Here is a 15,004-nt window from a genome sequence, read left to right as displayed (position 1 = left end):
AAGTGGCTAAAAACAAGGTAAGCTAGTAATCCCCCAAGTAGATTACTTTACTCGTGTAACGCCTCTTCGGATCGGCCTCCAGAATATTGATAATGTAGTTGCCAGGCACCAAACCGGCAAAATCAAAACGAAGCCAATTATCTCCCAACTTGCGATATGACACACTCACCTGGCGCCCCATGAGGTCCACCACCTGAACCAAGTGAGGATCGATGGTTTGCTGAAACTTAAAAAACAAATCTTGTCCGCTACGAAATGGATTAGGAAAAACGTCAAAATCCAACTCTGTATTTTTCAGGTCATCCTCGGACGGTAAAGCATCAATGTTGCAAAGAACCACTTCCATCAATAAAGCAGAACCTCCTCTACTTGCAGTTTTTTCCGGATAGGTATACCATTCACTCTCGTCTTTTATTAGAAAGGAATTCAATGGATCCATTTTCCGATCAGCCAAAAAGACGGAAAACACATCCTCCTCTTCAAGCAACTCCAGCGAGTAAGCGATATAAAATGGCCCTTTGGTTTTCACTTTCTGATCAAAGGCAAGATAATTCATTACCCCTTCATCCAAGTTTTGCAGGCTAAAGTCCTGCGCGTACAACAAGGTGTCCGGGAGCCATTCTCCCGAATAAACCTTAACCGTAATCATGCCATCAGAATTTAGTCGTCCCAAAGACAGTTCGCCAACGCCCATCGATACGCCAATGATTTCAGAGCTGGCCGTTTTTTCAAATCGTTCGGCAAACTCCATATAGCCATAAGTATTATTCCCACTCCAATAACCTTTTGAAACGCCTCCCTCTACAATTTCAAGCTTGGCATGCGAATCTTCATCCCGAAAATTGGTATAAGCCCCACACTGCAATTCGTGTTCGTAAGGTGTAAAACCGGTTATCGATGGCACATTGATATTGGTTGGGTCCAGCCACCGTTTAAGCTGTTTACTTTCCAACGGAAAGTAATCCCAGGCAATTGCCAGCCGGGCAAAATAGTCTCCATAAGGGCGTTCACAGGTTGCTGCCCCACCGGTCAGAGAGCCAATCAATAATTTATCCGGATTCAGCAGCGGAGCACCGGACGATCCTCCTTCTGTAGTGCCTTCTTCCCAGTTTCCAATGTAAAAAAAGGCATCCTTAATGTAGTCATAACTGTAGGTTCTGATGCTCGGAGCATGTTGGTCAATTGAAATCTTTTTCACATCGCCCTGAGGATGATGAATCGTAGCACTGGAGTCTGGCACTTGCAGGCTTCGCTCCCACCCTAAATAATAAGGACGATACTCGGCTGGTGGCTTTGTTCCTAATTCAACCAGACTAAAGTCAAGGCTATCAGACATAGCCCGCAAAGCACTCCCACTGAGCGAGTGGCTTGCATCACCATCGATCTCACCGCAGTAGGGCGATTCGTAGTTGAACAGGAAAACCGACTCATTGGCTTCTTTGTTAGTGGAAATGCAATGTCCTGCCGTATAGACATAAGGAGTTCCGTCATTTTGAGTATTGTTGACCAAAGCTCCGGTACAAAGATCGATGCCACTCACAATAATCCGACATATGGCATTTTTTTCATCTTGGTAAGCATTTACCCAATCGCAGTTCACGTTAATGTTGCACGATCCGGCCATGTGTCCCAACGGACGCCGCCCATACTTCAAGGCTTTCACACCAACAAAATCATGATTCACCTGGCTGATCGACAATTCTCCCCGAAAAGTAGCATTCACCGGTTCTTCATACTGAACCACCAACCGGTCGCCAAGTACCGGCGAGCTGGCAAAACCGCCATGCGGCTGATTGTTTTTTGATGTAAAAGCGCCGAGTAAATCAGATTGATCGGCCGAAAATAAAAACAAACGAGCACCATCAGGCAGGTGATAACGGTCAAACAAAAGGTTTAACGACTTGGCCTCCGGTGACACCAAAACCAACTGCCAAATACGATAGTCCTCCATCTCAATCCAACGCCCCGAGTTTTCAGGATTTAAAGAAACCGGCAGTGGCACGGCAAAACGAAAAGGTTTTAACTGGTTCGAATCAGCCTGGGCCAGGCTGTTTTTTAGAAGCAAGTTGTTGTTCTGCAGCGGTAAAGCAACGACTGAACTACTTTTCAGTGAAGTGGGAAAGGATACATCCAAAGGCATTCCGCCATCCGACAGTTGTCCTTGAGCGGAATTGGCAATCCATATCAGCAGTGCAAAAAATATCAGTCGATAACCAGCCATGTAGTTCAAATTCAGTCAAAATTAGGAAAATATAATAACACTTGTTCTAATTTAAAGGTTTTAACCTGAAAGATGATAATTTTGACCATCGAATGTTTAATTCTAAAAACAAATTCGAATGAAGGTTTTAGTGATGTATGTCCATGAGTTCAGTTATAAGCCTGCAGAAAAGAACCTGGAGGAAGCAGAAACCATCAACCATGGAGATACCATAACTGATGCGATTCTGGCCTTTGTGCAGGTAGAGCAGGAAGATGAAGAAAAAGATGTAAAAAGCCGTGAAAAAAAGTTGGTCAACCACCTAAAGTGGACAGCCCGAAAAAACAATTGCAAACGGGTCATTCTGCATTCCTTTGCACATCTTTCTGAGTCAAAAGCAAGTGTTGGCTTTACCAAAGCCCTTTTTGATCAGGCTGAAATACGCTTACAGAATGCGGATTTTGAGACCACACAAACCCCCTTTGGCTATTTTCTGGATCTAAAAATTGATGCGCCGGGTTATTCCCTCGCACGCATATGGGCCACCCTTTAGCTTATGCCATTGGTCAATATACATACCCACCACCAGCAGCCCGGCGGTAGCATCCAGCTGATCAACCATCTGCTCCAACATGCTTTTCCGGAGCATTCGGATGCAAGCTATTCATCCGGCTTGCATCCCTGGCATATTCGGGACACAGATAGCAATGCCCTGCTTGAAAAGCTCGAGTTGCTGGCGGCTCAAAATCAAATCATGGCAATTGGCGAATGTGGCTTGGACCGAACAATTGAAACACCACTTCAGCTGCAGGAAGAACTGTTCATTCAACAGGTGGAACTGGCCGAGCGCTATCAAAAACCTTTAATTCTGCATGTAGTAAAATCCTACCCCGACATTATCCGCATCAAAAAAAGCCGGAAGAGCTCCATTCCATGGATTCTTCATGCTTATCAGGGCAATCAGCAAACGACTCAACAACTTCTAGCCCACGATTTTTACTTTTCATTTGGAACCCAATTACTGAGAAAGCCCCAAAAGCTGCAGAACTCACTCAGACAGATCCCCTTGGAAAAACTTTTCTTTGAAACCGACGACAGCACCGAAAAAATTGAAACAATTTATATTTTTGCAGCCCAAATTCTTGGTTTGACAGTCACTGCGCTGCAAGAATTGGTATTCAATAATTATCAAAGAATTTTCGGAAATGACTAAATGGCAAGAACGTACGGCATTGATGGTGGGTGATGAAAACCTGGAGAAACTGCAAAACTTCCATGTGTTGGTGGTAGGACTTGGTGGAGTTGGTGCTTATGCAGCTGAGCAACTTTGCCGGGCTGGTATTGGGCAAATGACCATTGTTGATGGCGACGTGGTAGAACAAACCAACCGAAACCGTCAGCTTCCCGCCCTTATCAGCAATGAAGGAAAACCCAAAGCAGAAATTCTGGGGGAACGATTCAGAGACATCAATCCCGACATTAAGCTGCGTATTGTCAATGAATACCTGAAAGACGAACGCATGATTGAGCTTTTGAACGAAGCAGACTATGACTACGTGGTAGATGCCATTGACACCCTGTCACCTAAGGTATTTCTGATTTATCACAGCGTGAAAGCTGGCTATTCGATTGTCAGCTCGATGGGTGCCGGCGGAAAATTTGATCCGGCCATGGTGCAGCAAAGCGATATCTCCAAAAGCTACAACTGTAAGTTGGCTAAGGTTATCCGCAAACGACTTCACAAACTGGGTGTACACAAAGGAATTAAAGTCATTTTTTCTCCGGAAGAAGTTGATCCCAAACGCGTTCGGGCCGAAGAAGGACAAAATAAAAAATCTGCGGTGGGTACCATATCGTACATGCCCCCTTTATTTGGGTGTTTTTGCGCTTCCGTTGTTGTTCGTGATTTGTTGGAAAAATAGACGTGTTTGGCATTGGTTTTGGGGGAAGGCCACAAAAAACACCATCCGTCATGAAAACAAAACTGGCCTTTAGCTCTATTGCATTTATCGCACTTATCTTTTTCCAGTCTTGCTCCACTCCTCAAGCAATCATTAAACTGCAACCAGAGCGAGAAGAAGTAAAATGGCTTTTTGGTCAATCATTTGTGGTCGATTCGCTTTATGGAATAATCTACGAAGTAGGTTTTAACCGGACTATTAATGACCAATACTGGTTCGATTTCCACATAACCAATCGATCCAATATGCCAATCCTGATTGATCCGGTAAACTTTGCCTACATGGCTTACGACTCGTTACTAAACGTTAAAACACCAAATCCGGTGCAAGCCATTGATCCCGAAGAAGAATTGCTAGTCATTGATCAGGAGTTATCTTCCAACAAGGCCCGCGCCAAGAATCACCTGGGCATTAGTATTCTCGCAGCCGGTATAGATATTGCTACCGGGGTGGCTGCCCTCAGTGATGATAATCCCCACAACGACTATTTACGTACCGATATGTATGGGGCCGTTCAAGCCGGTGCGGTTGAAAACGCCATTGAAACCGATAATTTAAATGTGCTGCGTGAAGAGTGGGCCTCAAGCACCATTCGACGCACCACGCTTGAAAGTAATTATTCCATGCACGGGAAAGTATTTTTTAAGGCCTTGCCCAGCGCCAGTTTCATCAAGTTGCTTTTGCCTGTAGATGATCTGCAAATCGAGATGACTTTCAAGCAAGTACAATAACACAACATCTAAGCCACGGCCATTTCAGTAGCTGTTCGTGCATAAAATTAATTGTTGCCTGACTTAAACTTTTCGGAAACTACTTTTGTTTTTTAGAAAAAATATCTAGGTTTGCATCAACATTAAAGGCAACAAATGGACATTCAAGTAACATATCAGCACAATTCTTCTACGCTTTTCCTAAGCGCTGCTGTCATGTCTATGCCATCCATGTCTATGTGTATGCAATAGCCTTCATCTGGTATTGTATGTATACTGCGTGAAGGCGACCCCCGATTTTTCTAACTCATTTACTTTTATTTTTCGTTTAACTTAACACTCAAATTATGCCTGTGCATGTCATTCGGCTTGGTGGAAATAATATCAATCAGCCTGAAATTATCCAGTCTTTACTCGTCATTTTGAAAGAAATTGAGCAGGAGCACCTGCTTGTTATCTCCGCTTCAGAAGATATCCAGCAAATCCTGGTTTCCGGACTGGAGCTTATATGTGCCTCTTCCCAAACGTACAGTGGTTTGCTCAACCAGTTGCGTGAAGAAGCCCAGAAGGTAGCGCAAAGTAACCAACTTCAAAGCCTTCCGGTTTTTGAACAGAACTTGCTCCCGCTGGAACGCTTGCTGCAAGGAATTCAGTACACCGGTGATTACTCGCTGGCCCTACGCGACCAGGTTTTAAGCTACGCTGAAATCATCACCACCGCCCTTCTTCAAGATATTTTAAACCACCATAACCAGGAAACAAGCTTATTGTATCCTCAAGATATCGGGCTGGTGGTCAGTGCAGAATATGGCAATGCCAGCATTCTACGATCACCCTCGATTGAGAACATTCGCAACCGCAACTGGGATCGGATAACTTTAATTCCAGGCTCATTTGGGCGCACTTCGGAAGGAAAAATTGCACGGGTTGGCGAACGTGCAGCCGACTATACAGCAGCGGCATTGGCTTCCATCCTTGAAGTTGATCAGCTGGAGCTTTGGGAAATCAGTAAATCATTCAAAACCGCCGATGATGAAATTATCCCTCATTCCGCGTACATTGAAAACCTGACCTATGCCGAAGCTTCTGAATTGGCTTACTTTCACCACTCCTCCATTCATCCCCGCATTGTAGAACCGCTGATTGAACAGCACATTCCCATTCAGGTATTTGAGTTGAGCGAAGGCAAAAAGATCCTGAAAACCACCATCAACTCCACGCAAAAGCAGGGAAGCCAAAACATTAAAAGTGTAGCACACAGTGACGACATTGCCATCCTGAAACTCAATGGCCCGGGAGTTGGTTTTAAACCCGGAATCCTTTCCATTGTTACCACTGCTTTTGCTCAGCATCAAATCAATATTCGTTCAGTAATTACTGCCCAAACCAGCATCAATATTATTATTAATAAAAACGATATTGCCAAAGCAGAAAAAATTCGTCAGCAGCTCGACCTGAGTTCAGTGAACCAAATTGAATTTGTTTCGAACATCTCCCTTATCGCCATTGTTGGACATGGTATGCAAACAAACCATGGCATCTCCGCTCAACTGTTTTCAGCCGTGGCCAAACATGCAATCAACGTTTTGCTCAGCGGCTCGGGGGCTTCCGACCTGGTAAGCTACCTGATTGTGGATGATGCAGACAAGCATAAGGCAATTCAGGAGATTCATAAGATATTTTTTAATATTTAACTCAAAAGTTTAGTAACATGACTACCGAAAATTTAAAATTTGAGACCCTGCAACAACACGCAGGGCAACAGCCCGATCCAACCACCGGGTCCAGAGCTGTGCCGATTTACCAAACCACTTCCTACGTATTTAACGATGCTGACCATGCAGCCAACCTTTTTGCCCTTAAGGAGTTTGGTAACATCTACACCCGCATCATGAACCCCACTTCGGATGTATTTGAACAGCGCATGGCGGCACTCGAAGGTGGTGTTGGAGCCTTGGCTGTTGCCTCCGGACACGCTGCTCAATTTTTGGTTTTCAACACCTTGCTTGAGCAGGGCGATAACTTTGTGAGCTCCCCCTATCTCTACGGTGGTTCTTACAATCAATTCACCGTATCTTTCAAGCGCCAGGGCATTGACGCACGACTGGCTAAAGACTTGCAGCCGGAGTCGTTTGAAAAACTGATTGATGAAAAAACCAAAGCCATTTACGTAGAAACCATCGGAAACCCGGCTTTTGCTATTCCCGATTTTGATGCACTGGCTGCTTTGGCTAAAAAATACGATATTCCATTCATTGTTGACAACACCTTTGCCGGAGCCGGTTATTTGTTCCGCCCCATTGAGCATGGCGCCAACATTGTGGTTGAATCGGCCACCAAATGGATTGGAGGACACGGAACCAGCATTGGCGGTGTAATTGTTGATGGTGGAAATTACAACTGGGGCAATGGCAAATTCCCCGGATTCACAGAGCCCTCACCAGGTTACCATGGCCTGAAATACTGGGACATCTTTAACTTTGATGGTCCTTTTGGCAACATCGCGTTCATTACAAAAGCACGGGTTGAAGGCTTGCGTGATTTTGGTCCGGCCATCAGTCCTTTTAACTCCTTTTTGTTGCTGCAAGGATTGGAAACCTTATCTTTGCGACTTGACAGACACGTAGCCAATGCACAGGCACTGGCCGAGTGGTTGGAAAAACATCCGAAAGTTGAAGCAGTAAACTATCCAGGCTTAAAAAGCAGCCCGGATTACGAACTGGCTAAAAAATATTTGCCTAAAGGCCCGGGAAGCATGCTTTCCTTAGTGGTTAAAGGCGATGTGGAAGATGCGAAAAAAGTTGTTGACAGCCTGAAACTAGTCAGTCACCTGGCCAATGTTGGAGACACTAAAACACTCATCATCCAGCCAGCGGCAACCACGCATCAGCAACTATCGCCCGAAGCCCAGCTGGCAGCAGGTGTTTTACCATCACAATTGCGTGTTTCTGTTGGAATTGAACACATTGACGATATTATTGGAGACTTTGAACAAGCCTTCAGTCAATTGAAATAAAATGAACACTTTCCCGGGTGCTTCAAGCGCATCCGGGAAGTTATATAACTTGAAAAGATGCCATTAAATATTCCAGATCAACTGCCCGCGATTGAGCTGCTTCGCGAAGAAAACATTTTCGTGATTGATAAAACAAGAGCTTCTCATCAGGATATCCGTCCGTTGAAGATTGTCATTTTAAATCTGATGCCCTTAAAAATTTCTACGGAAACCGACTTGCTGCGTTTGCTTTCAAACACCCCACTTCAGGTTGAAATTGATTTCCTGAAGATCAAAGGGCACAAGCATAAAAATACGTCAGCCAAGCACATGAAGACGTTTTATACCACCTTCGATAAGATCAGGAATAACAAGTACGATGGCATGATTATTACCGGTGCTCCGGTTGAACAAATTCCCTTTGAAGAGGTGACTTACTGGGAAGAAATGAAAGAAATCATGGACTGGTCCGTGCATCACGTCACTTCGTCCATGTTTATTTGTTGGGGCTCACAAGCCAGTCTTTATCATTTTTATGGCATTCCGAAATACGATCTGGATAAAAAAATGTTTGGAGTCTTCAAGCATCGGGTGTCAGATAACAAACTGCCTATCTTCAGGGGCTTTGATGATGAGTATTACGTACCCCATTCCCGACATACTGAAATCCGCAAAGAAGATATTGACCGGGTATCTGAACTTGAAATTATTTCTTCTTCCGAAGAATCCGGGATCAACATGCTTATGGCCAAAAACGGCCGGCAGTTTTTCATCACCGGGCACTCGGAATATTCGCGAAACACCTTGCGCAATGAGTACCTTCGCGACCTCGAAAAAAATCTACCGATCGAAGTGCCAAAGAATTATTTTCCAGGTGATGATCCCTCGGAAAAACCATCAATGAAGTGGCGCTCGGCAGCAAACCTGCTGTTCACCAATTGGCTGAACTATTACGTTTATCAGGAAACGCCTTATAACCTGGACGATATTGGCTAAGGCACTTTTCGCTCCTTTCATCGTTCTTAAAATTTCATTATTTTTAAACGAATTAAAAAATGAAATACGATGTCCGAAAAGAAAAAAATAGCCGTCGTTCTCTCCGGAAGCGGCGTTTATGATGGAGCAGAAATTCATGAAGCAACCTTAACCATGCTGGCCATTGCCCGCCAGGGAGCCAGCTACGAAATCTTTGCTCCCAATATTGAGCAGGCTCATGTGATCAATCACCTTACGGGAGAGGAAATGCCCGAAACCCGCAATGTCTTGGTTGAATCTGCCCGCATAGCACGTGGAAAAATAGCTGATTTAAGTACTTACCAAGCCAATGCGTTTGACGCACTGGTATTTCCCGGTGGCTTTGGTGCGGCCAAAAACCTCAGCACTTTTGCTTTCGAAGGCCCGGACTGCCAAGTAAATCCGGATGTTCAGAAAGCTGTGGAGCAAACTGTTCAGGCCGGAAAACCCATAGGAGCACTGTGCATTGCTCCGGCAGTAATCGCCCGAATTCTAAAAGATGTAAAAGTAACCATCGGAAATGACTCGGGTACCGCTGGCGCCATCGAACGTATGGGCGGAACACATGCCAACGCAACCCATGGTGAAGTGATCTTCGATTCAAAATACAAGGTTTACAGCACCCCCTGCTACATGCTGGATTCCACCATCGATCAAATTGCTGATGGGGCTGACAATATTATTCAGGCCATCCTGAAATCGCTTTAGTCAAGCACTTCCTCTCAGGGAAAGCACCTGAAATTGTTCTTCAGGTCAGATACAATTGACTTTTCTTCACGGTTCTGCAACCGGCTAAAGTTACATTTTGTCTGACCTGAATAATTTTACTCCGTCGCTACAATCTTAAATTCAGTCCGGCGGTTTTTCGCCCGCCCTTCTTCTGTTTCATTACTGCCAACCGGTACCGAAAAACCATAGCCTCGATAAGTTAAACGAGTACTTTCCACTCCGTTCTCAAGCAAGTAATTATAAACCGCCTTAGCCCGGTTTTCCGACAGTTCCTGATTCATCTTCTCTCCACCAACCGAATCCGTATGTCCGCCGATTTCAATCTTTACTTTCGGATTATTGATCAAAAAAGCAGCTAACTGATTCAGTTCAGCTTTCGACTGACTCAACAAGGTGTATTTTCCGGTTTCAAAAAAGATATTTCGAAGCACCGTAACATTTCCGATTTCAATGGCTTGCAAAGGAATATCCAGCAAGATCGGGTCTGAAACCTGACGGACTTGTTTCAAGGCAAAATTCTCAGAATGGAACAAATAGCCCGGTTTGGAAACATTAAAGGCATAGGTTTTTCCCAAAGGCAGGCACATCAAGAACTCGCCTTTCTCCCAACACGATTCGGTGGTTGAAACAACCCGGTTGGCATCCACATCAATCAGCTCAATTTGGGCGCACAAAGGCTGATGGCTAAACGAATCATACACCAATCCCTGCACATAGGAAACCGCTGTTGGACGAATATTGGGCGGCAACACAAACTGGTAAATATCCAGCCCTGCAGAACCGGGCCGGTCAGACGAAAAATAAGCATATTCTCCAGCTGCATTTACAATCAGTCCCTGCTCATCTTTGTTGGTGTTGATTGGATAGCCCAGGTTTTCCGGCTTTTGCCACACCGAATCTCCATCAAAGGTGGCGTAGAAAATATCGGAACCTCCCAAGCCCAAATGCGTATCTGAGGCAAAATAAAGGGTTTTTCCATCCGCATGAATAAAAGGCGAAGTTTCATTGCCCGATGTGTTAATGGAGTCGCCCAGGTTTTCAGCCTCACTCCAGCGCGGTCTCCCCGTCGGACTGAATCCGTTTAAACGGCATCGCCAGATATCCATCCCTCCTTTTCCTCCTTTGCGGTTGCTGGCAAAGTACAAGTACTCGCCATTCGCTGTAATTGAGGGTTGCGACTCCCAGGCTCCGGAGCTTACCGGCTCGCCCGCATTTTGAGGAACAGACCAGCTTCCCCCATGGTTTCTGGAATAATAAATATCGCAACTTCCATAGCCATCATTTCGTGTACAAGCCGTAAAAAACAACAGTTTTCCATCGGCAGAAATACTTTGTGCCCCTTCATTATTGCGGGTATTGATTGTGGTCATTGGCTTGGCTTCCTGCCATTCTCCCTCCTTCAAATGCGACAGGTAAAAATCTTCCTGATAATGGCGGCTTGCTGCTGAGGCTCCTTGAGGCGGCATCAGTCGCGTAAATACCATCGTCTTGCCGTCAACAGTAAGGCTGGGCCAATAGTCATTGTATTCCGAATTGACTTTATCTCCAAGGTTCACCGCATCCATCTCAATCGCCTGGGCACGCATGTCGAGGGCAAACCGACAAAGCGGTATTTTTTCCGAAGCTTTGGCATAAAACGGATGGTCAGTAGATTCTTCCGACAAAAAGGCCTGAAAAGCCTCCAGCGCCCGTTGGTATTTTCCCATCCGGTAACAGGTATTTCCAAGCACATAATTGATTTTAGCCGATTGGTCGGAGTCAAGTACAAGTGCTCTTTCCAAGGCAACAACCTGCATACTGTCTTGCTTCAATTCGCCATAAATATCAGCCATAAGCAGCAGGGCCTCTACAAACTGGGCATCAGCATGCAAGGCTTTTTCCAGCTCTTCAACAGCTTGCTGATTATCCTGCTGATGATAAGCGGTGGTGGCACTCTCAAAATATTTTTTTGCTTTCTTGCTGCTTGTTGAAAGTTGCTGTCCCTGCAGCCCTAAAGCCAGCAACAGCGCCATGATTGTGCTGAGTAGTTTCATACCAAAAAGTTAATTAATAACCGGTTGTTCTGAATCGCAAGCAACTCGACCAGCCTGCCTTTTTAGAGTTTTATTTCACAAAACATTGGTGAAGATACCATTAATCCTGGAGGAATTTAAACTGAAACCGAAAAATCAGTTTAACAAATGTTTGCCCAACCAATCAAAAAGCTATCCTCAAATAGTAAGTTTAAAACGACAGAATATGTCTATTTTTGACATCTAAAATAAAAACCGTTTTGAGTACCTTACGAAAGATATTCCATTTCAACCCGACCTGTGAACTGGCTTTGGTCAATGGCTCACCCTATTACCAGGCGCCGGCTTTGCTGCGCCAGTTTGAGGAAGAGCTTGCTCCCATCATGCTTTTTTTTGCCACAGCCAATGACCATGTGTTGAAAGAAAACCCGATTTCAGAAGACTTTAAAAACCAACTGAACTTACTCGGACTTCCTGCCAACTCGATTGTGTCCCGGAAAGAATCGTTGGAAATTGTACAGCACGAACCAGTCCTCCTCCATCCTTGGGGCTGGAGTCCGGCCGAAAGCAACTATTTATCCGCTTACACACAGCCGGCCGAACGCGATGATCTGACCCACCATCTTGCCAATAGCAATCTTTTTGAGCGTAAGCATGCGGTTAGTTTTTGTCATGAACTAATGGCAGAACATCCTCTTGATATATTTCCGGAAGAAGAAAAGCGCCCAAGACTAATTCAGGATTTACCTGCGATTGAAGTATTTCTGAATCAGCATAAACAGATTGTACTTAAAACGCCACTAAGCTCGAGTGGACGTGGTCTGCAAGTGATTCGGAAACAACAGTTGAATGAATCCAACAAACGCTGGATAAAAACCATGCTTGATCAGCAGGGTTACCTGGTTGCCGAACCTTTATTTCAGAAGAAAACAGACTTATCGTTTCAATTTAAATTGAAAGCTTCCGGTGAATTGGTCTATCACGGTATCAGCTATTTTGAAACCAATAGCAATGGGCAGTACCAGGGTCATCATATCAATCCTTCGTCCAGCATCAGCAATCGTTATTTTTCAAAAGAAACCTTTGCAGATGTTGCTCAGCTGCTGAAGAACCAGCTCAAAAAAAGCAACTTTTATAAGCAATATCAAGGATTTCTAGGCATCGATGCGCTGATCTATGAAACGGAAGGTAAAATAAAATTGCAGGCCTGTCTTGAAATTAATCCGCGATTCAATATGGGAATCCTAAGTCAAAAAATTTCTCAAAAGCTTCATCCCGAAAGCCAGGGCATGTATCAAACCTATTTCCATCCTAAAATCAGTTATAAAAAATTCGTGGAAGAACAGGCAAAAAAAAATCCGCCACTAATGGCAGATCTTCGTCTTCAAAAAGGCTTTGTGTCACTCAGTTCGCCCGGGGATGACAGTAAATTTGGAGCCTACCTCCTACTTGATTAAAAAGAGGGAGCAAATACGTACAGTAGAAATATCATTTTGCCAAGTAGCGCTCCAGCACCTCGACCAAGGCCGTCAACCGAATTGGTTTGGCCAAAAACTCATCACAGCCGGCTTCTTTGCTCCGGGAATCTTCTCCGGATAAAATGTAGGCACTTTGCGCAATAACCGGCACTTCGGGGCGAATCGATTTGATCATTTTAGTTGCTTCAAAGCCATTCATCTCAGGCATATTCAAATCCATCAGTACCAAGTCAATTTGTTTGTTTTCACGAAACAGCTGAATGGCCTCTTCCCCATTCCGGGCCATGATGGATAAAGCCCCTTGCTTGCGTAAGGCTGCCTTGAAATAACTGGCGCTAACCTCATTATCTTCAACAACAAGAATCGTTTTACCGGACAAATCAGCGTTCATACTGGTCATAGCCATTAACTTTTTTTTGAAAAATAAGCAAAAAAACGGAGTATCACACCAAGTTCTATTCTGGAACATCTTCTGCCCTTCCCCAACAGAACGAACTTACCTTCTCATCCATCCATTCCTTTTCTTAAGACTTCAATTTTTATTCAATAAAAAAACCAAAGAAGCTACTCCGGTTTCAGTATTTAATCCAGTTTTCGTTTGATGCTGCAGCCAACCGGCTTGGTTTCTGATTCTGCAATCGCCTCCCCCGCAACCAAACTATGAATCGCTGCTTTCAGATAAGCCTTTTTAACCCTCGAAGCATCATCGTAGTTATCATCAATGGCTCCTTTGTAAACCAATTTGTAATCTTTATCAAATAGGAAAACATGAGGCGTGGTTTGACCTCCAAAGGCATTGGCCAGCAAACTGTTTTTATCAACCAGGTAAGGAAAATTGTATGCTTGTTCCTTGGCATGTTGCTGCATCGCTTCATAGGAGTCTACCCCATTGCGATTGTTGTAATTGGAGTTTAAGACCACTAAACCCACATCGTGGTCATCAGCCCATTGCTTTAAGCCATTGTATCGTCCTTCCCATTTTTTAACAAACGGACAGGTATTGGACGAAAAAATAACCACCAGGCCATTGGCATCCCTGACATCGTCAAGCGATAGTTTTTCGCCTGACACATCCAACATCTTTACGGAGGTGTGCTCGGCACGATCGCCAACCTGTAACTTGGAGTCTCCTGCTAAAGCCAGAAAACCCGACAAAATCAAAATAAACGAAAATAAGGTTTTCATATCTACAATTGTATTGGTTATGAAAGAATAACAAAACCTTTTTCCAACTTGTTTGTAAATATGCTTAAACAAATGTAAATGCTACGAGATATCCGCAATAATTATCAAAAACACAAACTGGAGGAAACCGACTTGCCAGCCCAGCCCTTTGAGCTGTTCAAGCGTTGGCTGGAGGAGGCGATCAGGAGCGAGGTTGATGAGCCGACAGCTATGACTTTATCCACCGTATCCGACGGAATGCCAGATTCCCGCATTGTTTTGCTAAAAGAAGTGCTGGACGACCGCTTTATTTTCTTCACCAACTACAGCAGTTCCAAATCCCTCCAAATGAAGGCCAATCCTCAGGTGGCCCTCAACTTTTTTTGGCCCGAACTGGAACGACAAGTGCGTGTAAAAGGAGTCGTTTCCAAAGTAGATGAAGCGCTTTCTGAAGCATATTTTCAATCCAGGCCACGCGAGAGCCAGTTGGGAGCCTGGGCATCAGCACAAAGCCAACCAGTAAACGGACGCAAAGAGTTGGAGCAAAACTTCCACAAGCTGGAAACACAGTTTGAAGGGAAAGTCATCCCCAAGCCCAAACATTGGGGCGGCTTTCAGGTTGAAGCCCGGGAAATTGAATTTTGGCAGGGACGCCCCGGAAGACTTCATGATCGTATTCGCTACTACAGCCAGCAGCAAGGACAATGGGAGTTCAAACGACTGTCTCCCTGAAAACAAATG

At 44.6% G+C, this 15,004-nt stretch carries 14 protein-coding genes; 10 read left to right on the top strand and 4 right to left on the bottom strand.

Annotated features, from left to right (window positions below; genetic code table 11):
* Nucleotides 1-22: 22 nt before the first annotated feature.
* Nucleotides 23-2,221 (bottom strand): trypsin-like peptidase domain-containing protein, encoded by a 2,199-nt coding sequence (locus Q1A18_RS03810; protein WP_299577546.1) that lies wholly within the window; start codon nt 2,219-2,221, stop codon nt 23-25.
* A gap of 118 nt (nt 2,222-2,339) precedes the next feature.
* On the opposite strand from Q1A18_RS03810, the gene Q1A18_RS03805 reads away from it, so the two are divergent.
* From Q1A18_RS03805 to elbB, 8 genes are all read left to right on the top strand, one after another.
* Nucleotides 2,340-2,753: a threonyl-tRNA synthetase editing domain-containing protein gene (locus tag Q1A18_RS03805; RefSeq protein WP_299577544.1), complete on the top strand. Its 414-nt coding sequence runs from the start codon at nt 2,340-2,342 to the stop codon at nt 2,751-2,753.
* Nucleotides 2,754-2,762: 9 nt separating this feature from the next.
* Entirely contained in the window at nt 2,763-3,413 is a 651-nt protein-coding gene (locus tag Q1A18_RS03800) for a TatD family hydrolase (RefSeq protein ID WP_299577542.1), read from the top strand.
* A complete protein-coding gene (locus Q1A18_RS03795; RefSeq protein WP_299577540.1) occupies nt 3,406-4,122 on the top strand; it encodes a tRNA threonylcarbamoyladenosine dehydratase in 717 nt (238 codons plus the stop codon). The genes Q1A18_RS03800 and Q1A18_RS03795 overlap by 8 nt, the downstream gene beginning before the upstream one ends.
* Nucleotides 4,123-4,172: 50 nt before the next feature.
* Entirely contained in the window at nt 4,173-4,892 is a 720-nt protein-coding gene (locus tag Q1A18_RS03790; RefSeq protein ID WP_299577538.1) for a hypothetical protein, read from the top strand.
* Between the two features lie 326 nt (nt 4,893-5,218).
* On the top strand, nt 5,219-6,565 hold the full coding sequence (locus tag Q1A18_RS03785) for a hypothetical protein (protein ID WP_299577535.1): 1,347 nt from the start codon (nt 5,219-5,221) through the stop codon (nt 6,563-6,565).
* A 17-nt stretch (nt 6,566-6,582) separates the two neighbouring features.
* On the top strand, nt 6,583-7,887 hold the full coding sequence (locus Q1A18_RS03780; RefSeq protein WP_299577533.1) for an O-acetylhomoserine aminocarboxypropyltransferase/cysteine synthase: 1,305 nt from the start codon (nt 6,583-6,585) through the stop codon (nt 7,885-7,887).
* A gap of 57 nt (nt 7,888-7,944) precedes the next feature.
* Nucleotides 7,945-8,862, top strand: coding sequence for a homoserine O-succinyltransferase (metA, locus tag Q1A18_RS03775; protein WP_299577531.1), 918 nt, complete (start codon nt 7,945-7,947; stop codon nt 8,860-8,862).
* Between the two features lie 69 nt (nt 8,863-8,931).
* Nucleotides 8,932-9,588 carry an isoprenoid biosynthesis glyoxalase ElbB gene (gene elbB, locus Q1A18_RS03770; protein ID WP_299577529.1) on the top strand — a complete coding sequence of 219 codons (657 nt, stop codon included), beginning with the start codon at nt 8,932-8,934 and terminating at the stop codon, nt 9,586-9,588.
* A 116-nt stretch (nt 9,589-9,704) separates the two neighbouring features.
* Here the strand turns inward: elbB and Q1A18_RS03765 are convergent, their stop codons facing one another.
* The gene (locus tag Q1A18_RS03765) at nt 9,705-11,642 is read right to left on the bottom strand and encodes an OmpA family protein (protein WP_299577527.1); all 1,938 of its coding nucleotides are present in this window, start codon (nt 11,640-11,642) and stop codon (nt 9,705-9,707) included.
* Nucleotides 11,643-11,881: 239 nt separating this feature from the next.
* Here Q1A18_RS03765 and Q1A18_RS03760 point away from each other — a divergent pair, with 239 nt between their 5' ends.
* Nucleotides 11,882-13,078 (top strand): hypothetical protein, encoded by a 1,197-nt coding sequence (locus tag Q1A18_RS03760; protein WP_299577525.1) that lies wholly within the window; start codon nt 11,882-11,884, stop codon nt 13,076-13,078.
* 31 nt (nt 13,079-13,109) lie between these two features.
* On the opposite strand, the gene Q1A18_RS03755 is transcribed toward Q1A18_RS03760, so the two are convergent.
* The gene (locus tag Q1A18_RS03755) at nt 13,110-13,499 is read right to left on the bottom strand and encodes a response regulator (protein ID WP_299577523.1); all 390 of its coding nucleotides are present in this window, start codon (nt 13,497-13,499) and stop codon (nt 13,110-13,112) included.
* Between the two features lie 182 nt (nt 13,500-13,681).
* Nucleotides 13,682-14,284: a thioredoxin family protein gene (locus Q1A18_RS03750; RefSeq protein ID WP_299577521.1), complete on the bottom strand. Its 603-nt coding sequence runs from the start codon at nt 14,282-14,284 to the stop codon at nt 13,682-13,684.
* Nucleotides 14,285-14,362: 78 nt separating this feature from the next.
* Here Q1A18_RS03750 and pdxH point away from each other — a divergent pair, with 78 nt between their 5' ends.
* Nucleotides 14,363-14,995 (top strand): pyridoxamine 5'-phosphate oxidase, encoded by a 633-nt coding sequence (gene pdxH, locus Q1A18_RS03745; RefSeq protein WP_299577519.1) that lies wholly within the window; start codon nt 14,363-14,365, stop codon nt 14,993-14,995.
* Nucleotides 14,996-15,004: the final 9 nt, after the last annotated feature.

Origin of the sequence: uncultured Sunxiuqinia sp. (assembly GCF_947495665.1) — a bacterium.
Taxonomy (GTDB): Bacteria; Bacteroidota; Bacteroidia; order Bacteroidales; family Prolixibacteraceae; genus Sunxiuqinia; species Sunxiuqinia rutila.
Note: the sequence above shows the minus strand (reverse complement) of the source record. Positions and strands in the feature narration are given on the sequence as shown.

What these genes read in the sequence shown, in the direction of transcription:
- Q1A18_RS03765 (WP_299577527.1), bottom strand. Translation starts at nt 11,642, where the DNA reads ATGAAACTACTCAGCACAATCATGGCGCTGTTGCTGGCTTTAGGGCTG.
- elbB (WP_299577529.1), top strand. Translation starts at nt 8,932, where the DNA reads ATGTCCGAAAAGAAAAAAATAGCCGTCGTTCTCTCCGGAAGCGGCGTT.
- Q1A18_RS03805 (WP_299577544.1), top strand. Translation starts at nt 2,340, where the DNA reads ATGAAGGTTTTAGTGATGTATGTCCATGAGTTCAGTTATAAGCCTGCA.
- Q1A18_RS03780 (WP_299577533.1), top strand. Translation starts at nt 6,583, where the DNA reads ATGACTACCGAAAATTTAAAATTTGAGACCCTGCAACAACACGCAGGG.
- pdxH (WP_299577519.1), top strand. Translation starts at nt 14,363, where the DNA reads ATGCTACGAGATATCCGCAATAATTATCAAAAACACAAACTGGAGGAA.
- Q1A18_RS03755 (WP_299577523.1), bottom strand. Translation starts at nt 13,499, where the DNA reads ATGACCAGTATGAACGCTGATTTGTCCGGTAAAACGATTCTTGTTGTT.
- Q1A18_RS03785 (WP_299577535.1), top strand. Translation starts at nt 5,219, where the DNA reads ATGCCTGTGCATGTCATTCGGCTTGGTGGAAATAATATCAATCAGCCT.
- Q1A18_RS03750 (WP_299577521.1), bottom strand. Translation starts at nt 14,284, where the DNA reads ATGAAAACCTTATTTTCGTTTATTTTGATTTTGTCGGGTTTTCTGGCT.
- Q1A18_RS03810 (WP_299577546.1), bottom strand. Translation starts at nt 2,221, where the DNA reads ATGGCTGGTTATCGACTGATATTTTTTGCACTGCTGATATGGATTGCC.
- Q1A18_RS03790 (WP_299577538.1), top strand. Translation starts at nt 4,173, where the DNA reads ATGAAAACAAAACTGGCCTTTAGCTCTATTGCATTTATCGCACTTATC.
- metA (WP_299577531.1), top strand. Translation starts at nt 7,945, where the DNA reads ATGCCATTAAATATTCCAGATCAACTGCCCGCGATTGAGCTGCTTCGC.
- Q1A18_RS03795 (WP_299577540.1), top strand. Translation starts at nt 3,406, where the DNA reads ATGACTAAATGGCAAGAACGTACGGCATTGATGGTGGGTGATGAAAAC.